Source organism: Delftia sp. NA_296.1 (genome assembly GCF_052692095.1).
The window spans coordinates 188609-208930 of sequence record NZ_JBQZGF010000005.1; the positions used below are offsets into that span (position 1 = coordinate 188609).

22 protein-coding genes are annotated in these 20322 nt (G+C 67.5%); 13 read left to right on the forward strand and 9 right to left on the reverse strand.

Annotated elements, in window-relative coordinates:
• Nucleotides 1-110: 110 nt before the first annotated feature.
• The 6 genes from ACUTR7_RS14525 to ACUTR7_RS14550 all read right to left on the reverse strand — a co-directional run bounded on the left by ACUTR7_RS14525 (nt 111) and on the right by ACUTR7_RS14550 (nt 6174).
• Nucleotides 111-1781: an MFS transporter gene (locus ACUTR7_RS14525; RefSeq protein WP_445609099.1), complete on the reverse strand. Its 1671-nt coding sequence runs from the start codon at nt 1779-1781 to the stop codon at nt 111-113.
• Nucleotides 1771-2214, reverse strand: a complete 444-nt coding sequence (locus ACUTR7_RS14530) for a DoxX family protein (RefSeq protein ID WP_170962084.1) — start codon at nt 2212-2214, stop codon at nt 1771-1773. The genes ACUTR7_RS14525 and ACUTR7_RS14530 overlap by 11 nt, the downstream gene beginning before the upstream one ends.
• Nucleotides 2215-2237: 23 nt before the next feature.
• A complete protein-coding gene (locus ACUTR7_RS14535) occupies nt 2238-4136 on the reverse strand; it encodes an amidohydrolase (protein WP_445609100.1) in 1899 nt (632 codons plus the stop codon).
• A gap of 124 nt (nt 4137-4260) precedes the next feature.
• Nucleotides 4261-4533 carry a XapX domain-containing protein gene (locus ACUTR7_RS14540; RefSeq protein WP_012203487.1) on the reverse strand — a complete coding sequence of 91 codons (273 nt, stop codon included), beginning with the start codon at nt 4531-4533 and terminating at the stop codon, nt 4261-4263.
• A 40-nt stretch (nt 4534-4573) separates the two neighbouring features.
• Nucleotides 4574-5272 carry a hydrolase gene (locus tag ACUTR7_RS14545; RefSeq protein ID WP_013804042.1) on the reverse strand — a complete coding sequence of 233 codons (699 nt, stop codon included), beginning with the start codon at nt 5270-5272 and terminating at the stop codon, nt 4574-4576.
• 197 nt (nt 5273-5469) lie between these two features.
• Nucleotides 5470-6174, reverse strand: coding sequence for a pirin family protein (locus ACUTR7_RS14550; RefSeq protein WP_012203489.1), 705 nt, complete (start codon nt 6172-6174; stop codon nt 5470-5472).
• Between the two features lie 102 nt (nt 6175-6276).
• Between ACUTR7_RS14550 and ACUTR7_RS14555 the strand changes: the two genes are divergently transcribed.
• Complete coding sequence (locus tag ACUTR7_RS14555; RefSeq protein WP_445609101.1) at nt 6277-7200, forward strand: LysR family transcriptional regulator; 924 nt, start codon at nt 6277-6279, stop codon at nt 7198-7200.
• Between the two features lie 40 nt (nt 7201-7240).
• Here the strand turns inward: ACUTR7_RS14555 and ACUTR7_RS14560 are convergent, their stop codons facing one another.
• Nucleotides 7241-7765 carry a YqaA family protein gene (locus tag ACUTR7_RS14560; RefSeq protein WP_013804040.1) on the reverse strand — a complete coding sequence of 175 codons (525 nt, stop codon included), beginning with the start codon at nt 7763-7765 and terminating at the stop codon, nt 7241-7243.
• A 369-nt stretch (nt 7766-8134) separates the two neighbouring features.
• Here ACUTR7_RS14560 and ACUTR7_RS14565 point away from each other — a divergent pair, with 369 nt between their 5' ends.
• The 7 genes from ACUTR7_RS14565 (at nt 8135) to ACUTR7_RS14595 (ending at nt 13990) form a co-directional block, all read left to right on the forward strand.
• Entirely contained in the window at nt 8135-8749 is a 615-nt protein-coding gene (locus ACUTR7_RS14565) for a hypothetical protein (protein ID WP_445609102.1), read from the forward strand.
• A 143-nt stretch (nt 8750-8892) separates the two neighbouring features.
• Nucleotides 8893-9963: a tRNA dihydrouridine synthase DusB gene (gene dusB, locus ACUTR7_RS14570; protein WP_013804038.1), complete on the forward strand. Its 1071-nt coding sequence runs from the start codon at nt 8893-8895 to the stop codon at nt 9961-9963.
• A complete protein-coding gene (locus ACUTR7_RS14575) occupies nt 9960-10193 on the forward strand; it encodes a Fis family transcriptional regulator (protein ID WP_013804037.1) in 234 nt (77 codons plus the stop codon). Before dusB ends, ACUTR7_RS14575 begins: the two co-directional genes overlap by 4 nt.
• 44 nt (nt 10194-10237) lie before the next feature.
• Nucleotides 10238-11836, forward strand: coding sequence for a bifunctional phosphoribosylaminoimidazolecarboxamide formyltransferase/IMP cyclohydrolase (purH, locus tag ACUTR7_RS14580; RefSeq protein ID WP_043824897.1), 1599 nt, complete (start codon nt 10238-10240; stop codon nt 11834-11836).
• Entirely contained in the window at nt 11836-12348 is a 513-nt protein-coding gene (locus ACUTR7_RS14585) for a c-type cytochrome (protein WP_445609103.1), read from the forward strand. Before purH ends, ACUTR7_RS14585 begins: the two co-directional genes overlap by 1 nt.
• 2 nt (nt 12349-12350) lie before the next feature.
• Nucleotides 12351-12950 carry a DNA-3-methyladenine glycosylase I gene (locus tag ACUTR7_RS14590; protein ID WP_445609104.1) on the forward strand — a complete coding sequence of 200 codons (600 nt, stop codon included), beginning with the start codon at nt 12351-12353 and terminating at the stop codon, nt 12948-12950.
• Between the two features lie 644 nt (nt 12951-13594).
• Complete coding sequence (locus ACUTR7_RS14595; RefSeq protein WP_445609105.1) at nt 13595-13990, forward strand: hypothetical protein; 396 nt, start codon at nt 13595-13597, stop codon at nt 13988-13990.
• 71 nt (nt 13991-14061) lie between these two features.
• On the opposite strand, the gene hemL is transcribed toward ACUTR7_RS14595, so the two are convergent.
• Both hemL and thiD read right to left on the reverse strand, forming a co-directional pair.
• The gene (gene hemL / locus ACUTR7_RS14600; RefSeq protein WP_373681038.1) at nt 14062-15378 is read right to left on the reverse strand and encodes a glutamate-1-semialdehyde 2,1-aminomutase; all 1317 of its coding nucleotides are present in this window, start codon (nt 15376-15378) and stop codon (nt 14062-14064) included.
• Between the two features lie 65 nt (nt 15379-15443).
• A complete protein-coding gene (gene thiD / locus ACUTR7_RS14605) occupies nt 15444-16400 on the reverse strand; it encodes a bifunctional hydroxymethylpyrimidine kinase/phosphomethylpyrimidine kinase (protein WP_012203499.1) in 957 nt (318 codons plus the stop codon).
• A 115-nt stretch (nt 16401-16515) separates the two neighbouring features.
• On the opposite strand from thiD, the gene ACUTR7_RS14610 reads away from it, so the two are divergent.
• From ACUTR7_RS14610 to ACUTR7_RS14630, 5 genes are read left to right on the forward strand one after another with little or no spacing between them, the layout of a single operon-like run.
• Nucleotides 16516-16668, forward strand: a complete 153-nt coding sequence (locus ACUTR7_RS14610) for a rubredoxin (protein ID WP_013804031.1) — start codon at nt 16516-16518, stop codon at nt 16666-16668.
• A 47-nt stretch (nt 16669-16715) separates the two neighbouring features.
• On the forward strand, nt 16716-17114 hold the full coding sequence (locus ACUTR7_RS14615) for a response regulator (RefSeq protein WP_012203501.1): 399 nt from the start codon (nt 16716-16718) through the stop codon (nt 17112-17114).
• Nucleotides 17114-17479 carry a response regulator gene (locus tag ACUTR7_RS14620; protein ID WP_013804030.1) on the forward strand — a complete coding sequence of 122 codons (366 nt, stop codon included), beginning with the start codon at nt 17114-17116 and terminating at the stop codon, nt 17477-17479. Before ACUTR7_RS14615 ends, ACUTR7_RS14620 begins: the two co-directional genes overlap by 1 nt.
• A 15-nt stretch (nt 17480-17494) precedes the next feature.
• Nucleotides 17495-18022, forward strand: coding sequence for a chemotaxis protein CheW (locus ACUTR7_RS14625; protein WP_012203503.1), 528 nt, complete (start codon nt 17495-17497; stop codon nt 18020-18022).
• Nucleotides 18023-18040: 18 nt separating this feature from the next.
• Nucleotides 18041-20290 carry a methyl-accepting chemotaxis protein gene (locus ACUTR7_RS14630; RefSeq protein ID WP_034390611.1) on the forward strand — a complete coding sequence of 750 codons (2250 nt, stop codon included), beginning with the start codon at nt 18041-18043 and terminating at the stop codon, nt 20288-20290.
• Nucleotides 20291-20322: the final 32 nt, after the last annotated feature.

The following is a 20322-nucleotide window of genomic DNA, read 5'->3' on the forward strand; positions in this document are numbered from 1 at the left end:
CTGTTCGCAATGGCCCCCGGCCGCATGGGCGGCCGGGGTGGATGTCATCAGGCTGGCGACCATATCAGCTCTGGATGACATTGGCGGGGCCGGGCTTTTACCGCACTTTTTCAGTGCGTATGGCCCTGTCCCTGACCGTGCCCATGCGGGTCTGCCTGCGCAGGCCCGTTCGCTACGCTGGCGGCATCCAGCGCCAGGAAGTGGTGGACCACGGGCCGCCCGGGGCCAATGTGAAAGTGCAGCGCCTGGGCCTGCAGATCGGCATCGGCCTTGGACACGCGCTGGTGCTGGCGCAGATGCTCGGCCCAGGACTCCACCAGGAACCACTCGATCACCCGGCCCGGCTCGCCCGTGTGCTCGGCAATGCCCCAGGCATAGGCGCCGTCGCGCCGCCGCTCGCGCGCCACATGCTGCATGGCCTCGATGAAGGCTGGCAGGTCGTCGCGGCGCACCTGGTACTCCACCTGGATCATCACCGGGCCACGGTCATGGGCCACGGGCTCGGCCAGCAGTGGCTCGGGCCAGTGGTTGGAGGCCTGCAGGTCCGCCTCGCCCGTGGGCAGCTTGATGCGGTGGAACACCAGCGAGATGGCCACCAGGCCCGCCGCGCCGATCAGCAGCGCCGTGGGAATGCCAACACCCTGTGCAAACAGCCCCCAGGCCAGGCTGCCGCCCGCCATGGCGCCGTTGAACACCATCAGGTAGATGGCCAGCCCGCGGCCGCGCACCCAGTTGGGCAGCACCGCCTGGGCCACGCCGTTGAGCGTGGTCAGCGCAATGATCCAGCCCAGGCCCAGCACCAGCATCAGCAGCACGGCGGCCCATTGCGGCGGCGCCGTGGACAGCGCGGCCATCACGGCGGCGCTGAGCACGGAGGACAGCAGCACCAGGCCATCGGCATCCAGCCTTTTGCGCAGGCGCGGCAGCACCAGCGCTCCCAGGATGGCGCCTGCGCCCACGGCGCCCAGCATCACGCCGTAGAAGCCTGCCGAGCCGCCCAGCATGCGCCGCGCCACCAGCGGCAGCAGGGCCCAGACCGAGCTGGCGAAGAGGAAGAACACGGCGGCGCGCAGCAGCACCACATGCAGCTCGCGGCTGGAGCGGGCATAGCGCAGGCCTGCGCGGAATGCGCCGAAGAACTGCTCGTTCAGGGCCGAGGCCTCGGCCTTGGGGCGCTTCCACCAGACCAGCGCGGCGATCACGAACACGTAGCTGGCCACGTCCGCGCCATAGGCCGCCGCCGCGCCGAAGCTGGCCAGCAGCAGGCCGCCGGCCGCAGGGCCCAGGGCGCGTGCGATGTTGATGCCCAGCGAGTTCAGCGCCACCGCGTTCTTGAGGTCGCTGCGCGGCACCAGCTCGGGCACGATGGACTGCCAGGTCGGCCCCATCAGCGCCGCGCCTATGCCGCCCACGAAGGTCAGCGCCACCAGGTACTCCACGGTCAGCGTATTGGTGCGGGCCAGCAGCAGCAGGCTGGCGCTGACGGCGGCCAGCAGGATCTGGATGCCGATCAGGAAACGGCGGCGGTCCAGGATGTCCGACAGCACGCCGGCCGGAATCGCCAGCAGGAAGATGGGCAGCGTGGCCGCCGTCTGGATCAGGGCCACGGCGGCCGGGCTGGCCGACAGCTCGGTCACCATCCAGGAGCTGGCCACATCGCGCATGAAGCTGCCGATGTTGCCCAGCACCGTGGCGGCCCACAGCACCGCGAACACGGGCTGGCGCAGCGGCGCGAAGCTGCCGGAGGCGGTGGTTGCGGGTGCGCTCGAATCAGCGGTCATGGCGCTCTCCCAGGTCATGCCAGGCGACGAACAGGAAGCCGCCGACCAGGCCCAGATGCTCGAAGAAGGAATTGGCGGCCATGAAGCGCTCCTGCCCTGCGGGAAGCTCCCAGAAGCGCAGCGCGACGAAGGTGGCCAGCAGCGTGAACGCGGCCAGCGCCAGGGCGCCCAGCCAGCGCAGCCGGCCGGTGATGATCATGGCCGAGGCGCCCAGCTCCAGCGCGATCACCAGGACCGCGAACAGCGGTGCCGGCGACAGGCCGAAGTGGGCCATCTCGCCCAGCGCACCGGGAAAGTCGGTGAGCTTGACCAGGCCGCCCTGCAGATAGGCGGCGCACAGGCCCAGGTAGGCCACCAGGCGCACGGCCTGGCTGCCGAACACCGGGCGTGCGGCGGCCGCAAGGCGGCCGGAGAACGTACTGGCTTGGGTCATGGCGGGTGTCATGCGTGTGGTCCTCAGGCCATCCAGCAGGAGCAGCCCAGCGCGCCGAAGAAGCTTCGGGGGTCCGAGGTCGGCACGTTCGATGCCCAGGCGTCGGCATGGCTGTGGCCGTGCATGCCGCAGCTGGTGCCGCAGCCGCAGGCCGCCGCCAGGCTGCGGTAGCGCGCGGGGTTGAGCGAGTTCCTGCCCGCGCCCTCGGGCTCGCCCCAGGCGCCGTAGCCGCCAAAGCGCCGCACGGGCGACCAGTCGGGCATGGCCGGCGGCAGCGGGTTGTCGTCATGCGGCTGGAAGGGGCCTGCGCCATATACCACGCGGCCGCCCACCACGGTGAGGTCGGAGGTGAGAAAGGAGATCTCGTCCTCGGGCACGGCGAAGTAGTCCTTGCTGGGCACGATCATGTCGGCCAGCTGGCCCACCTGGATGCGGCCGCGCAGGCCTTCCTCGTTGGAGAACCAGGCCACGTTTTCGGTCCACATGCGCAGCGCGGTCTCGCGGTCCAGCAGGTTGCGCTGGGGGTACATCTGCAGGCCGCCCACGGTCTTGCCCGTCACCATCCACGACAGCGACACCCAGGGGTTGTAGGAGGCCACGCGCGTGGCGTCCGTGCCGGCCGAGGTCTTCACGCCGCGCTCCAGGATCTTCTTGACGGGCGGCGTGGCCTCGGTGGCGCGTGCGCCGTAGCGTTCGGTGAAATATTCGCCCTGGTAGGCCATGCGGTGCTGCACGGCCACGCCGCCGCCCAGCGCCGCAATGCGGTCGATGGACTTGTCCGAAATGGTCTCGGCATGGTCGAAGAACCAGTTCAGGCCGTCGATGGGCGTGTCGCGGTGCACCTTCTCGAACACATCGAGCGCGCGCGAGATGGTCTCGTCATAGGTGGCGTGCAGGCGCCATGGCCATTGGTTCTGCACCAGCACGCGCACCACTTCCTCCAGGTCGCCCTCCATGCTGGGCGGCATGTCGGGGCGCGGCTGGCGGAAGTCCTCGAAGTCGGCGGCCGAGTACACCAGCATCTCGCCCGCGCCGTTGTGGCGGAAATAGTCGTTGCCCTGCTTGTACTTCACGCTTTGCGTCCAGTTGAGGAAGTCGGCCTTCTCCTCCTTGGGCTTTTGCGTGAACAGGTTGTAGGCCAGGCGCACGGTGATCTGGTTGGCGTCGCTGAGCTTCTGGATCACGTCGTAGTCGTCGGGGTAGTTCTGGAAGCCCCCGCCCGCATCGATCACGCCGGTCACGCCCAGGCGGTTGAGTTCGCGCATGAAGTGGCGCGTGGAATTGACCTGGTAGTCCAGCGGCAGCTTGGGGCCCTTGGCCAGCGTGCTGTAGAGGATGGTGGCGTTGGGCTTGGCCAGCAGCAGACCCGTGGGGTTGCCGTTGGCATCGCGCGTGATCTCGCCGCCTGCAGGCTGGGGCGTGTCGCGGGTGTAGCCCACGGCGCGCAGGGCGGCGGCGTTGAGCAGGGCGCGGTCATACAGGTGCAGCAGGAAGACCGGCGTATCGGGCGCGATGGCGTTGATCTCGTCGATGGTGGGCAGGCGCTTTTCCACGAACTGGTGCTCGGTGAACCCCCCGACCACGCGCACCCACTGCGGCGCAGGCGTGATGGCCACCTGGCGCTTGAGCATGTCCAGCGCATCGGCCAGCGAGCGCACGCCGTCCCAGCGCAGCTCCAGGTTGAAGTTCAGGCCGCCACGGATCACGTGCGTGTGGTTGTCGAACAGGCCGGGCAGCACGCTGCGGCGCTGCAGATCGATGCGGCGCGTGCCGCTGCCGGCCAGGGCCAGCACTTCGGCGTCCGAGCCCACGGCGATGAACCGGCCGTCCTTCACGGCCACGGCGGTGGCGGTGGGCTGGGCCTTGTTCAGCGTGGTGAAGCGGCCGTTGTGGAAGATGACTTCGGGCGTGGAATCGGACATGGAGGCTCCTTGGCGAGCGTTGGTGGTGCAACCCAGCAGTCCACCCATGGCAAGGGTGGCAGCGGAGCCCAGGACTTTTCTGCGCGTGGTCATGGTGCAGTTTTCTTGGAGAGGGGGGGAGGGATCAGCCGTGGTGCCGATCGGCATCGGCATCGGCGTTCTTGCGGCCGGGCAACTGGCCCAGCACATGCTCGGTGGCCTGCGTCTTGCTGCAGGCGCTGCGCAGGTCCATGCCCTGCAGCAGATGCCGGCCCACGGGCACGATCTGCTCGCCGGCCAGGATGCCCAGCAGGCCGACCAGGGCCACCAGCGGCGGTGCGGGCGAGCGCACCTGCAGCAGGCTGTAGACCACACCGACCAGCAGGCCGGCCCCAAGGGAAAGTGCGTAGAGCTTCATGGTGTCACTCCGTGGACGGGGCCGGCGGCGGCGCTGACGCTCAGACCTTGGCGGGGTTCGGGCCCATGGTCTCGCCATGTTGCACGCGCTCGGCCGCCTTGTGCACCATGGTGTAGGCATAGTCCACGCCCATGCCGTAGGCGCCGGAATGCTCGCGCACGATGTCCATCACCGCGTCGTAGGTCTCGCGGCGGGCCCAGTCGCGCTGCCATTCCAGCAGCACCTGCTGCCAGGTCACGGGCACCACGCCGGCCTGCACCATGCGGTCCATGGCGTAGTTGTGCGCGTCCAGCGACGTGCCGCCCGAGGCGTCGGCCACCATGTAGATCTCGTAGTCCGTGTCATGCAGGGCCGACAGGGCGAAGGTGGTGTTGCACACCTCGGTCCACAGGCCGGAGACCACGATCTTCTTGCGGCCCTGGGCGGCGTTCCTGGCCAGTGCGTCCCGCACGTTCTGGTCGTCCCAGGAGTTCATGGAGCTGCGCTCCAGCAGTTGGTGCTCGGGGAACACGGCCAGCAGTTCGGGATAGGTGTGGCCGGAGAAGCTGCCCGTCTCCACCGTGGTGATGGTGGCGGGAATGCCGAAGGCCTTGGCCGCCTTGGCCAGGCCCACCACGTTGTTCTTGAGCACCTGGCGGTCGATGGACTGCACGCCGAAGGCCATCTGGGGCTGCTGGTCGATGAAGATGATCTGGCTGTTGGCGGGGGTCAGGACTTCGAGGTACTTGCGGTCGGTCATGGTGATCTCCTGGAGGCAGTTGGGACGGGTAGGGGAAATTTTTCGAGGAAGACAGGCGGGCCGGACAGGCCCTGCCGGAGAGCGGCGAATATTAAGAACCGTTCTCAACTTGGGATAGATGATTTGCGCGGTTTTTGAACGTTTGCGCACCGGGCCCCGGCCGGAGCCGGGGCGGCTCCGGGAGGGGCAATGGCGCTTCAGCGCGCCGTGTCGACGAGCACCAGCTCGGTGTCGGCCAGGGCCGTCACACGGAAGCTGTCCACATCGCTGATGGCGGCGCCGTCGCGCTCCTGCAGCGTCACGCCGTCGATCTGCACCGAGCCGCTGGCCGGCACCAGGTAGCCCAGGCGGTCGCGGCCGATGCGGTACTCCGTGCTCTCGCCGGCCTTCAGCGTGGCGCCCAGCACCCGGGCGGCGGTGCGGATGGGCAGGGCGTCCTCGTCACCGGGCAGGCCGCTGGCCAGGGCCACGAAGCTGCCCGAGCGCTCGCCCTTGGGGAAGGGCTTGGCACCCCAGGACGGGGGCTGCTGGCCGCGCTCGTCGGGCATGATCCAGATCTGGAAGATCCGCGTCGTGTCCTTTTCCTGGTTGTATTCCGAGTGGCGGATGCCGGTGCCCGCGCTCATCACCTGCACATCGCCCGCTTCGGTGCGGCCCTTGTTGCCCAGGCTGTCCTGGTGGGTGATGGCGCCTTCACGGACGTAGGTGATGATTTCCATGTTGGCGTGGGCATGGGGCGGGAAGCCTGTGCCGGCGGCGATGGTGTCGTCGTTCCACACCCGCAGCGCGCCCCAGCCCATGCGGGCCGGATCGTGGTAGCCGGCGAAGGAAAAGTGATGCTTGGCATCGAGCCAGCCGTGGTTGGCACCGCCAAGGGCTTGGAAGGGACGGCGTTCGATCATGGTGTTCTCCTGCTGCGTTGTGTGTTGCGATGGATGAACTTTATGTTTTGCAGATCAAGAAGAGAATAGAAAATATGCAAAGACATCTATTCCAAAACTTTCATGCCAAGACTTCCTGACCTCGAAGCCTGGGCCGTCTTCGCCAAGGTGGCCGAAACGGGCTCCTTCGCCAAGGCCGCCGCCGAGCTGGGCGTCTCCCAGCCCACCATCTCCAAGGCCATCACGCGGCTGGAGACGCGGCTCAAGACCAGCCTGTTCCACCGCACCTCGCGGCGCATGTCGCTGACGGCCAGCGGCCAGGCCTCGCTGGAGCGCGCCGCGCGCATCCTGGCCGAGGGCGAGGCCGTGGAGGCCGAGATCAGCGAGCAGTCCAAAAGCCTGCGCGGCCCCATCCGCATTGCGGCGCCCATGTCGTTCGGCATCTCGCACCTGGCGCCGGCCGTGCCCGCCTTCATGGCCGAGCACCCGGAAGTCACGCTGGACCTGCACTTCAGCGACGAACTGATCGACGTCGTGGCCCAGGGCTTCGACATCGCGCTGCGCATCTCCTCGCTGCCCGACTCCAGCCTGCTGGCACGGCGCCTGTGCACGGTGCGCCTGCTGCTGGTGGGATCACCCGAATACTTCGTGCGCCACGGCCGCCCCACCCATCCGCGCGATCTGGCGCAGCACCGGGCGCTGCGCTATGTGCACAGCCGCCTGGGCGAGGCCTGGCGCTTCGTGCATGCGCGCCGCGGCGAGTTCGCCCAGGTCGTTCCCACGGCCATGCGCGTGAACAATGCCGAGGGCCTGGCGCCGGCCCTGCGCGCCGGGCTGGGCCTGGCCCTGCAGCCCGAATTCCTGGCCTGGGAAGATTTGCAATCGGGTGCGCTGCAGACCTGCATGGACGACTGGCAGGTGCCCTCCATCGCCCTGCACATCGTCACGCCACCGGGGCGTGCCCGGCCGGCGCGCGTGCAGGCGCTGATCGATTTCCTGGCCACGCACTTCGCGCTGGCGCCCTGGGCGCGCGAGCCGCAGGCGTAGATCGCAAAAAGGGGAGGGCTTCGGTGGGAGGGCTTCTGCCTCAGCTGGCCCAGGAGGCCGGCAGCAGCTGCAGCAGCACCACCGTCATCACCACATAGCGCAGGAACTTGCCGATGGCCATGTAGAACACGCAGGGCCAGAACGGCAGCCGCAGCCAGCCGGCCACGGCGCACAGCGGATCGCCCACCACGGGCAGCCAGCTCAGCAGGCAGGCCTTGGCGCCCAGGCGGCGCAGCCACACGCGGGCGCGGCGCTCATGGCGGGACAGGGCGCGGGGCGGCTTGGCCCGCAGATCCTCGGGCAGTCCGGCGCGCCGCCGCTCGCGGGCCGCGCGCCAGGCCTTGTGCGCACCCAGGCCCATCCACCAGCTGATGGCGCCGCCCAGCGTATTGCCGGCCGTGGCCACGAAGACCGTTTGCCAGAACAGATCGGGGTTGAGTTGCAGCAGGCCCACCACCGCAGGCTCGGAGCCCAGCGGCAGCAGCGTGGCCGAGATCAGGGCCACGATGAACACGGTGCTGAGGCCGAACTGCGGCAGCGCCAGCCAGCCCAGCAGTTGATGCATCCAGAATTCCATAGAGCGTGTTGTGCACTTTTAAGTACTCGCGTTGGCTCTGCGCGCTGGTGATCGCAAGGCGCAGTGCGCCGCCAAGGCTCATGCCTTGGCAAGCGCTGCAACGCCGCGAGCGCCTGCGCGCAGAGCCAACCCGAAGGGAAAGCCGGGAAAGGGGCCCGGCCCTTCGTTGCAGCCCGCTTGCGGTGTGGCAACCGCGGCGCGTGCTACGCCTCGTTCCGGGCCCCTTTCCCGGCTTTCGCGGGCACTTAAAAGTGCACAACACGCTCTGCTGCCAAGTGTAGGTCTGCGCTGGCTGACGCCTTGTCGGCCTGAAGCTATCGTGGAACCCGTTCCAGAACCACAAGCACAGGGGGCGTCATGCAGACAGGGCGGATTGCAGGATGGGCGGGATGGGCAGCATTGGGAATGGCAGCAGCCGGCCTGGCCGGCTGCTCTGCGTTGCAGCCATCGCCGGGCAAGGACACCACCGTGGTGGCACAGGCCGCTGCCCAGGCGCCGCCCGCCCAGGCCGCACCGCCCTCCGCCTGGGGCAAGGCGCTGCAGGCCAAGGGCTGCACCCTGCCGGACCCGGCCGTGGGCGACAGGCTGGAGCAGCTGCAGCGCGAGCTGGAGCCGCTGGGCCTGGAGCCGCGTCTTCAAGGCTGCGTGAGCCTGGCCGGGTCCGAGCCCGGCCCGGCCCTGGTGCTGGACGCCTGGGTGACCGACGGGCGCAAGGCCATGGCCGTGGTGCGCGGTCCGCTGGCCGACGGCGAGGCGCTGGACCTGGGACTGGAGGCTGGGCTGCAGACAGCTGGGCCGCAGACAGCCGGGCAGCCGAAAGCCGGGCTGCAGAAGGTCGGCCTGCGCCCTATGCCCGACGACCAGGTCTCTCCCGACGTGCAATTCAACCGCCGCTGGTGGCAGGGCCGGCTCGGTGCCTACGGGCTGCAGGCCGTTCCGGGCCAGGTGCGCACCTTCGTGCCCACACCATGAAAACTGCGCACTGTCTTGTTTTCGCTGCTTGGCCGTCTTGACGGCCCGGTTTTAGCCCTGCTGAAAATTTGGGCAGGTACAATCTTGGTCCTTTGTTGCCGCCCGTTTTGTGCTCGGCGCGCGCGTTTTCTCCGGCTTTTCCGATGTCCTCCCCACCCCTGTCCATAGGCCCCCATGCCCTGGCCAATCGCCTGTTCGTCGCCCCCATGGCCGGGGTGACGGATCGGCCGTTCCGCCAGCTGTGCAAGGCCCTGGGCGCGGGCTACGCGGTCAGCGAGATGGTGACATCGCGCAAGGACCTGTGGAACAGCCTCAAGACCTCGCGCCGCGCCAACCATGAAGGGGAGCCCGGCCCCATCGCGGTGCAGATCGCGGGCACGGACGCCGAGATGATGGCCGAGGCCGCGCGCTACAACCTGGACCGCGGCGCCCAGATCATCGACATCAACATGGGCTGCCCGGCCAAGAAGGTATGCAACAAATGGGCCGGCTCGGCCCTGATGCAGAACGAGGCCCTGGCCGTGGAGATTGCCCAGGCTGTTGTAGAGGCCTGCGCCCCGCACGGCGTGCCCGTCACGCTGAAGATGCGCACCGGCTGGTGCGACGCGCACAGGAACGCCGTGGTGCTGGCCCGCCGCTTCGAGGAGGTGGGCATACAGATGCTCACCGTGCACGGCCGCACGCGCGAGCAGGGTTACAAGGGCTTTGCCGAGTACGACACCATCGCTGCCGTCAAGGCGGCGGTGCGCGTGCCCGTGGTGGCCAATGGCGACATCACCAGCCCCGAGAAGGCGCGCGACGTGCTCGCCTACACGGGCGCCGATGCCGTGATGATCGGCCGCGCGGCCCAGGGCCGGCCCTGGATCTTCCGCGAGATCGCGCACTTCATGGCCACGGGCGAGCACATGGCCCCGCCGCTGGTGGCCGAGCTGCGCCGGCTGCTGCTGGACCACCTGCAGGACCACTACAGCCTGTACGGCGAGGGCACCGGCGTGCGCAGCGCGCGCAAGCACATCGCCTGGTACCTGCGCAGCCTGCCGGGCGGTGAAGCATTCAGACAACACATCAACACCATCGAGGACTGCGCGGTGCAATGGCAGGCCGTGGCCGACTATCTGGACGCCCTGGGCGCACAGATGGACCGGATACCGGCCGCCATCGATGCCGGCGCCACAAGCGCCGAATTCGGAGAGCCCGCAGGAATGACAGTATGAGCAACCAGAACATCGAACAATGCGTGCGTGAAAGCCTGGAGGGGTATTTCCGCGATCTCGACGGCGAAAAGCCCAACGGCATGTACGACATGCTGATCCACCTGGTCGAAAAGCCGCTGTTGGAAGTGGTGATGACCCAGGCCGACAACAACCAGTCCCGCGCTGCCGACTGGCTGGGCCTGAACCGCAACACGCTGCGCAAGAAGCTGCTCGAGCACGACATGCTCTGAGCGGCACGAATCTCCATTTCTTCAAACTCCCTGCACTGACGCCCATGAACGCCCTGCTCTCCGTCTCTGACAAGACCGGTATCGTCGAATTCGCCCAAGGCCTGCACGCCCTGGGCATCAAGCTGCTGTCCACCGGCGGCACCGCCAAGCTGCTGGCCGAGGCCGGCCTGCCCGTGACCGAGGTGGCCGAAGTCACCCAGTTCCCCGAAATGCTGGACGGCCGCGTCAAGACCCTGCACCCCAAGGTCCACGGCGGCCTGCTGGCGCGCCGCGAGCTGCCCGCCCACATGGCGGCCCTCAAGGAGCACGGCATCGACACCATCGACCTGCTGGTGGTGAACCTGTACCCCTTCGAGGCCACCGTGGCCAAGGCCGGCTGCACGCTGGCCGACGCCATCGAGAACATCGACATCGGCGGCCCGGCCATGGTGCGCTCTGCCGCCAAGAACTGGGCCGACGTGGGCGTGATCACCGACGCCGGCCAGTACGAGGCCGTGCTGGGTGAACTCAAGGCCAGCGGAAAGCTGTCCGACAAGCTGCGCTTTGCGCTGTCCGTGGCCGCCTTCAACCGCATCGCCCAGTACGACGGCGCCATCAGCGACTACCTGTCCAGCGTGAAGTTCGAGGACGAGAAGCTCTCCGAAGCCTACGTGCCCGAGCGCAGCCCCTTCCCCGGCCAGAGCAACGGCCACTTCACCAAGGTGCAGGACCTGCGCTACGGCGAAAACAGCCACCAGCAGGCCGCCCTGTACCGCGACCTGTATCCGGCTCCCGGCTCCCTGGTCACCGGCGAGCAGCTGCAGGGCAAGGAGCTGTCGTACAACAACATCGCCGACGCCGACGCCGCCTGGGAATGCGTCAAGAGCTTCGAGCAGCCCGCCTGCGTGATCGTCAAGCACGCCAACCCCTGCGGCGTGGCCGTGGGCAAGGACGCGCACGAAGCCTATGCCAAGGCCTTCCAGACCGACCCCACCAGCGCCTTCGGCGGCATCATCGCCTTCAACCGCACGGTGGATAAGGCAGCGGCCGAGGCCGTGGTCAAGCAGTTCGTCGAGGTGCTGATGGCCCCCGACTTCACGGCCGAGGCGCTGGAAATCTTCAAGCCCAAGGTCAATGTGCGCCTGATGAAGATCGCCCTGCCGGCCGGTGGAGAGCGCGCCTGGGACCAGGGCCGCAACGCCATGGACGCCAAGCGCGTCGGCTCGGGCCTGCTGCTGCAGACCGCCGACAACCATGAGCTGGCCCTGGCCGACCTCAAGGTCGTCACCGTCAAGCAGCCTACGCCCGAAGAACTGCAGGACCTGCTGTTCGCCTGGAAGGTCGCCAAGTACGTCAAGAGCAATGCCATCGTGTTCTGCAAGAACGGCATGACCATGGGCGTGGGCGCAGGCCAGATGAGCCGCCTGGACTCGGCGCGCATCGCCTCCATCAAGGCCGAGGCTGCCAAGCTGAGCCTGCAGGGCACGGTCGTGGCCAGCGATGCCTTCTTCCCCTTCCGCGACGGCCTGGACGTGGTCGTTGACGCAGGCGCCACCTGCGTGGCCCAGCCCGGTGGCTCCATGCGCGACCAGGAAGTCATTGACGCCGCCAACGAGCGCGGCGTCGCCATGGTCTTCACCGGCGTGCGCCACTTCCGCCACTGATGGCCGGCCAACTGCCTCCTGACGCAGACGACGAGGGCGACGACGCCCCCCACCGGCCCCGCTGGCTGGGCTGGGCGCTCGTGGTCTTCATGCTGCTGGTGGCGCTGGGTGTCTTCAACATCGGCTGGCGCATCATGCGCGGGCCGGCTGTTGCGCCCGTTGCGGGCCTGCCGGCGGCTGCCGTGGCGGCAGCTGCAGATCCAAATGCAGGTGCAGGTACAGATGCAGGCCCCCGGCTGCTTGCCGGCAAGGCCCTGGTCGAGGGCAATGACTGCCTGCGCTGCCACGGCCTGGTGCGCCACTACGTGGGGCCGTCCTTCCAGCAGATCGCCGAGCGCTACCGGGCCCGCGAAGATGCCGCCGACTACCTGGCGCGCAAGATCCGCGAGGGCGGGGCCGGCGAATGGGGCCGCGCCATCATGCCGCGCCACCCGCACCTCGATACGGCGCAATCCCTGCAGATGGCGGCCTGGCTGCTGTCCCTCCCCTCTGCCGAGCCCGGGAAGTCCTGACCATGTCCCGCCTGTTCACCGCCCCCGACGGCCGGCCGCGCTGCCACTGGTGCGCCGCCACGGACAACTACCTGGCCTACCACGACCGTGAATGGGGCTTTCCCGTCACCGACGACCGGCGCCTGTTCGAGAAGCTCAGCCTTGAAGGCTTCCAGTCCGGCCTGAGCTGGCTGACTATCCTCAACAAGCGCGAGAACTTCCGCGCGGCCTTTGCGGGCTTCGACTTCCACCAGGTCGCGCGCTTCACCGAAGACGACGTGCTGCGGCTGCTGGGCGATGCGGGCATCGTGCGGCATCGCGGCAAGATCGAGGCCGTGATCAACAACGCGCAGCGGGCGCTGGAGATGGTGGAGGCGGAAGGCTCGCTGTCGGCCTTCTTCTGGCGCCATGCACCTGCACCCGTGACCGGTGGCGGGCCCGTGTCCGAGACGGCCGAGTCTCGGGCGCTGTCCAAGGAGTTGAAGAAGCTCGGTTGGAAGTTCGTGGGGCCTACGACTGTCTACTCGTTCATGCAGGCCATGGGGTTGGTCAATGACCATGTTTTGGGGTGTGTGGTGAGGGGTGAGGTGGAGCGGGCGCGGGGGGCGTTTCGCTTGGGCTGAACGGGCCTTCGCTTTGGTAAGGGCTGGGTTTCGTTTTTGACCCTGCCGGGTGGTTGTTTTTCGAGGCCGGGTTTCGGCCCGGCGGCCGACCTACCTTCTTTTGCTTCGCCAAAAGAACGTAGGCCAAGAAAAGGCGACCCGGATGTCCGCGACCCCTTCGCTTCGCTGCGGGGCAACCTGCGTCGGGCCGCCTGCGGGGTTCGCCGTGAAACTCACTTCGCGCTGCGCGCTCCGTTCAAACAATCACGGCGAGTCAGATGACGAAGCAGTCCTGTCCTTCGGCAGGACTGCAACCCCGCAGGCGGCCCGACGCAGGCGCTGACATACGGGGAGTGGGGGCGGGCCGTCGCTGCGCTCGGCCTTGTTTGCAATACCCAGCCATTACACTTGTCGCAGGCCGAAAGGCTTGGTGTGTCGTAACACCACGGATACGGAGGTGCGGCCCCCACCTTGAAGGGGGTCTTGTCATGTCCAGATACCTGGGGCAGATGCGTTAGTGCGCGCCTGTCTCCAACGGTTTTGGACGGGATGGGCCTACCCGCAAGGATGGTCGCACGGCCGTATCCGTGTTACGAACATCCCGTCCACCCGTTGCCTGTCGTAGGGTGACGAGTGGCTCTCTTGATTCATATGGGAACCAAGACATGCACCCTCTCACCGCCGCACAGGCGACCTCTCCCCAACCACCCCTTCTGCCCACCTGGCAGCAGGCCATGCACGCCTCGCTGGGGCTGGTGCAGAGCACGCTGCAGCAGTTGATCGATCTGATGGTCGACGATCCCGACAGGGACGACAGTGAAATCGATGTGGACTGCGCCGTGGAACTGGCGCTGGAGCACATCAAGCGCATGAGTGTCCAGCAGCATGCGGACCGCTATGCCTTCGAGGTGGAGTGGATCAAGGCAACGGCGGCGCTGCGGCTGGCGCAGGGCGCTTTCGGACGGCCGGAATCACGCTTTGGCCTGCGGCTGAAGGACGCCATCCAGCAGCTGGAGATGCTGCCGGAGCTGGTGGAGTTCGTGGACCAGGACGACGAGTGAAGTGACCGGCACGCCAGCGCCGGGGTACGGCGTTGGTGGCGTTGGCGTGCAAGGGAAGATATCTGCGGATATCAGAGCGTCTTGAACACTTCGCGCGCGGCTTCGATGGTTTTGTCGATGTCCGCGTCCGTGTGCGCGGCGCTCACGAAGCCGGCCTCGTACAGGGCGGGCGCAAAGTAGTGGCCGCGCTCCAGCATGCCGTGGAAGAAGCGGTTGAAGCGTGCGCCATCGGTCTTCATGACCTCGGTCCAGGTGCTGGGCAGCTCGGGCAGCAGGTAGAAGCCGAACAGGCCGCCCTGGTGGTCCACGCTGAAGGGCACGCCGGCGGCGTCGGCTTCGGCCTTGAAGCCGGCCATCAGGCGGCCGGTCTTCGCGTGCAGGGCGTCGTGGAAGCCCGGCTCGCTGATCAGCTCCAGCGTCTTGAGTCCGCAGGCCGTGGCGATGGGGTTGCCCGACAGGGTGCCGGCCTGGTAGACCGGGCCCAGGGGCGAGAGCTTTTCCATGATCTCGCGGCGCGCGCCGAAGGCCGCCATGGGCATGCCGCCGCCGATGACCTTGCCCAGCACGGTGATGTCGGGCGCAAAGCCTTCGATCTGCTGGGCGTACAGGCTCTGGGCGCTGCCCAGGGCCACGCGAAAGCCGGTCATCACCTCGTCGTAGACCATCAGCGCGCCATGCTCGCGCGTGAGTTCGCGGATGCGGCGCGTGAAGGGCACGCTGGCGCGCACGAAGTTCATGTTGCCGGCAATGGGCTCCATGATCACGCAGGCGATCTGGTCGCCGAACTGGGCGAAGGCCTCTTCGAGCTGGCCCACGTCGTTGTATTCCAGCACCACGGTGTCCTTGACCACGTCCTGCGGCACGCCGGCCGAGGAGGAGGCGCCGAACGTCGCCAGGCCCGATCCGGCCTTGACCAGCAGCGCGTCGGCATGGCCGTGGTAGCAGCCGTTGAACTTGATGATCTTGTTGCGGCCCGTGAAGCCGCGCGCCAGGCGCAGCGCGCTCATGCCGGCCTCGGTGCCCGAGCTGACCATGCGCACCATGTCCATGGAGGGCATGAGCGAGAGGATCTTCTCGGCCAGCACGACCTCGCGCTCCGTGGGCGCGCCGAAGGAGAAGCCTTCCAGCGCGGCGGCCTGCACGGCGGCCATCACCTCGGGGTGGCCGTGGCCCAGGATCATCGGACCCCAGGAGCCGATGTAGTCGGTGAACTGCTGGGCGTTCTCGTCCCAGAAATGCGCGCCCTGCGCACGGCGCACGAAGCGCGGCGTGCCGCCCACGGCGTTGAAGGCGCGCACGGGTGAATTCACGCCGCCGGGGATCACGGCCTTGGCGCGTTCGAACAGGGGAATATTCAGGTCAGTGGTCATAGTGCAGGAGTCTGCCATGTGCGGGGAACAAGCCAGAGGTGCCAAGCAAGGGCCTGTGCCGGCCGCTCAGGGGGTGGCCTGCCTCAATGCTTGGTGTCATGGGGCGGCATCACGAAGCCTTCGATGGCCTGGGTGTCGGCGTCAAGCTCGGTGAGCGGCTCGGCGGCCTCGGCGTCTTCGTCCTCGGGCTCAGGCTGGGCCCAGAACATGCGGTCGGGGATGAAGTGGCCCATGCCGGGGCGAAAGCCGCTGTCCAGGCTGCGGTCCAGGTACTCCAGCGCCTCCTGCGTGGCCAGCCCCAGGTCGTTGCCGCTGGCCACCAGGGCCGCCAGCGCGGCCGACAGGGTGTCGCCCGAGCCGGTGAACGTGGCGTCGAACATCTCGTACTTGCTGTTGCCCAGCACGGACTGCGCCGTGGCCAGCACGTTGTCCACGAACTGGTCGGGCAGGGGGATGCCGGTGACCAGCACGTAGGGCACTTCCAGTGCCTCGGCCGCCATGGCGATGTCGCGCGCCGTGGGGCTGCGGCTGTTGCTCCAGTCGGGCAGCAGCCAGCGGCACAGCGTACTGTGGCTTCCAACCAACACCGAGGTTTGCGGCAGCACAAGCTCCTTGAGCGCGTCCATGTACTGGTCGAGCGGGTCTTCCTCCCACCACGACAGGTCCGGCATGTAGCAGACGATGGGGATGTCGGGATAGTCGGAAGCTATCTCGGCGATCGCCGCCAGGTTGCCCGGGCTGCCCACGAAGCCGACCTTGATGGCGGACACGGGTATGTCCTCCAGCACGGCGCGCGCCTGCTCGGCCACGGCCTCGTCGTCAAAGGGAAAATGCTCGAAGATCTTGGCCGAATCGCGTGCGTAGGCACCCGTGACCACGGGCAGCGGATGACCGCCGACCGAGGCGATGGTGGCGATGTCGGCCGACAGGCCACCTGCTCCGCTGGGGTCGCTGGCGTTGAAGACCAGCACGCATACGGGAGCGGTTTCGTCCACCAATTCGGTGTCGGGACTGGGGGAGTTGGAGGGGTTCAATGCCATGGCTCAGCCCAGTTTGCGCCCCGCCAGCGAAGGCCGTGGCGGGTGGTTATGACTAGATACAATCGTTGCATTCTATGTGAAGGCCCTTTAAGCTGTGACCGACCCTAAAACTTGGATGTGCTTGATCTGCGGGTGGATCTATGACGAGGCGCAAGGCTGCCCCGAGCATGGCATCGCACCCCAGACGCGTTGGGATGACGTGCCCATGAATTGGACCTGTCCCGAATGCGGTGCACGTAAAGAAGACTTTGAGATGGTCGAAATCTGAGCGCGGGACCACCCGCGCCGACTCATACATTTCCGGGAGGTTTCTCAGTGACGACATCGGGCGCACCCTTGCGCGTACTCGTGGTGGATGACAGCAATACCATCCGCCGCAGCGCAGAAATCTTCCTCAAACAGGGCGGGCACGAAGTGCTCCTGGCCGATGACGGCTTCGACGCACTGTCCAAAGTCAACGACTATCAGCCCCAGCTGATCTTCTGCGACATCCTCATGCCCAAGCTGGACGGCTACCAGACCTGCGCCATCATCAAGCGCAACGCGCGCTTCTCCGATACGCCCGTGGTCATGCTCTCGTCCAAGGACGGCGTATTCGACAAGGCGCGCGGGCGCATGGTGGGCTGCCAGGACTACCTCACGAAACCCTTCACCAAAGACCAGCTGCTGCAGGCCGTGGAGCAGTTCGGCAAGCAAACCATAGGAGCACTTTGATGCCCATCCGCAAAGTCCTGGTCGTGGACGATTCCAAGACCGAACTGATGTTTCTGTCCGACATGCTGCAAAAGCAGGGACTGCAGGTACGTACGGCCGAGAACGGCGAAGAAGCCCTGCGCAGCCTGGCCGAAGACCGGCCCGACCTGATCCTGATGGACGTGGTCATGCCCGGCCAGAACGGCTTTCAGCTCACGCGCGCCATCACGCGCGACCCGCTGTACGCGGACCTGCCCATCATCATGTGCACCAGCAAGAACCAGGAAACCGACCGGGTCTGGGGCATGCGCCAGGGCGCGCGTGACTACATCACCAAGCCGGTGGATGCAGGCGAGCTGCAGGCCAAGATCGCGGCGCTGAACTGACGCGGTGCGCTGGCCATGGCGAACCGTGAAGCACTGCGCGATCTGCAATCCCGTCTGGCCGGCCGTCTCCAGGCCGCACGCAGCGAAGGCGTCAAGGTGGCGGCCTGGCTGGCCGTCCAGGCCGGCGGGCGCAACTACCTGATGCCGCTGGGCCAGTCCGGCGAGATCTTTCCCTGGGCCGGCGTACAGCCCGTGCCCTATACAAAGCCCTGGTTCCTGGGCATTGCCAACCTGCGCGGCACCCTGGCCGGGGTGATCGACCTGGCCAGCCTGCTGGGCCATGGCGTGGCGCGCAGCGAACCGGCGCTGGCCGAGTCCAGCCTGCTGGCCTTCAATGCCGCGCTGGAAGTGAACGCCTCCCTGCTGGTGGACCGCCTGCAGGGCCTGCGCAGCGCCGACGCCTTTGTGCGCACCGAGCCCGCGCCCGAGCAATCCCCCGCCTTTTTCGGCCCCGTGCATATCGATGAAGCGGGCCACCGCTGGCAGGAGCTGCAATTGCAGCGCCTGTCCCAAACCTCCGAGTTTCTGAGCATTCGCGCCTGAGTTTCTGAAGGTCGTCCCATGTCATTCTTGCAACGTCTTGCAAATCGCTTCCAACGCAAGCCGGCCGACTCCGGCTCGGGCGCGGACAACAGCATGCTCGGAGACACCGTCTCCCAGGATATGTACGCACTCGATGCGTCCATGACCGTGCAGGGCGCGCCCGACGCCATGCCGGGCGACGCCGGCGCAGTCCTGGACCAGGAAACGGTGGTCCTGCCGCTGCTGGGCCGCGCGCCTGCCGCGCGCCACCAGCGCACGCTGTCCACGCTGCTGGGCGTTTCCGTGCTGGCCCTGGTGCTGGCGGCGGCATGGGCTCTGCGCCAGGCGGACGGCTCGGCACAGCAGCTGGCCGCCACCGGCCAGGCCCTGATGCAGTCGCAGCGCCTTGCCAAGTCGGTGTCGCAGGCGCTGACCGGCGCGGCACCTTCGTTTGCGGACGTGCAAGACAGTGCGGGCGTGCTGGCGCGCAACGTGCGCGCCATCACCGCGGGCGATGACTCCATGGGCGTGCGCCCGCTGGGCGGAGCCTACGCCGACGAGCTGGGCCAGATCATGCCGCTGATGGAACGCGCCGAGCAAAGCGCCAAGGTGGTGATGGAGCAAAAGCAGATCCTGACCCAGGTCGGCGACGCGCTGCGCACCATCAACCGCCAGTCCTCGGACCTGCTGGAGATCGCCGAAACCATCTCCTCGCTCAAGCTGCAGCAGGGCGCCAGCCCCGCCGAGATCTCGGCCGCAGGCCAGCTGGTGATGTTGACCCAGCGTATCGGCAAGTCGGCCAACGAATTCCAGACCGCCGAAGGCGTGAGCCCCGAGGCCGTGTTCCTGCTGGGCAAGGACTTGAACTCGTTCAAGGAAATCTCCGAAAGCCTGCTGGGCGGCAGCAGCGAACTGCGCCTGCCCCCCACGCGCGACGCCCAGACCCGCGAGCAGATCGAGGCACTGATCAAGCTCTACGAAGAGACCCGCACCGAGGCCAGCGCCATTCTGGGCAACCTGCAGGGCCTGGTTTCCGCCCGCGAGGCACAGACCGCCATCAACGCCGACAGCGAACCGCTGCGCCGCCAGCTGGAAGACCTGCAGACCAAGCTGCAAAGCGGCGCCGGCATCGGCTCGCTGCCCATGGGCCTGCTGGCCCTGGCCACCGTGCTGGTGCTGCTGTGCGGCGTGGGCCTGTCCCGCGTGCAGCTGCTCGACAGCCGCCTGCGCCAGGAAGCTGCCGAACGCCGCCAGGAAGAGTCGCGCGTGCAGGAGCATGAAGCCAAGCGCATCAACGACGCCAACCAGGCCGCCATTTTGCGTTTGATGAACGAGCTGCAGTCGGTGGCCGAGGGCGATCTGACGCAGGAAGCCACCGTGACCGAGGACATCACCGGCGCCATTGCCGACTCGGTGAACTACACGGTGGAAGAGTTGCGCGCCCTGGTGGGCAGCGTGCAGAACACGGCAACGCGCGTGGCGCAGACCACGGCCGAGGTGGATGCCAACTCCACCGAGCTGCTGGCCGCATCGACCGAACAGCTGCGCGAGATCCGCGAAACCGGCCGCTCCGTGCTGGACATGGCCGGCCGCATCAACGAGGTCTCCACCCAGGCGCAGGAATCTGCCCAGGTGGCGCGCCAGTCGCTGGAAGCTGCCGACCTGGGCCTGAAGGCCGTGCAGAACGCCATCGGCGGCATGAACTCCATCCGCGACCAGATCCAGGAAACCTCCAAGCGCATCAAGCGGCTGGGCGAATCCTCGCAGGAGATCGGCGAAATCACCGAGCTGATTTCCGACATTACCGAGCAGACCAACGTGCTGGCGCTGAACGCCGCCATCCAGGCCGCATCGGCCGGTGAAGCCGGTCGCGGCTTCTCGGTGGTGGCCGAAGAAGTGCAGCGCCTGGCCGAACGCTCGGCCGACGCGACGCGCCAGATCGCGGCGCTGGTGAAGGCGATTCAGACCGACACCCAGGATGCCGTGGCCGCCATGGAGCGCTCCACCCAGGGTGTGGTCGAGGGGGCCCGCCTGTCCGACTCCGCCGGCACCGCGCTGACCGAGATCGACTCCGTGTCGCGCCATCTGGCCGAGCTGATCGAGCTGATCTCCTCGTCCACCTCGCGCGAAGCCGTTCTGGCCAACGACGTGGCCGAGAACATCCAGCACATTTTCGCGGTGACCGAGCAGACGGGCGAAGGCACGCGCACCACGGCACAGCAGGTGCGTGAACTCTCGCACATGGCCGAGGAACTGCGCCAGTCGGTGGCGCGTTTCAAGATTGCCTGACCCGGTCCAACATAGCTATGCACAGGCCCTAG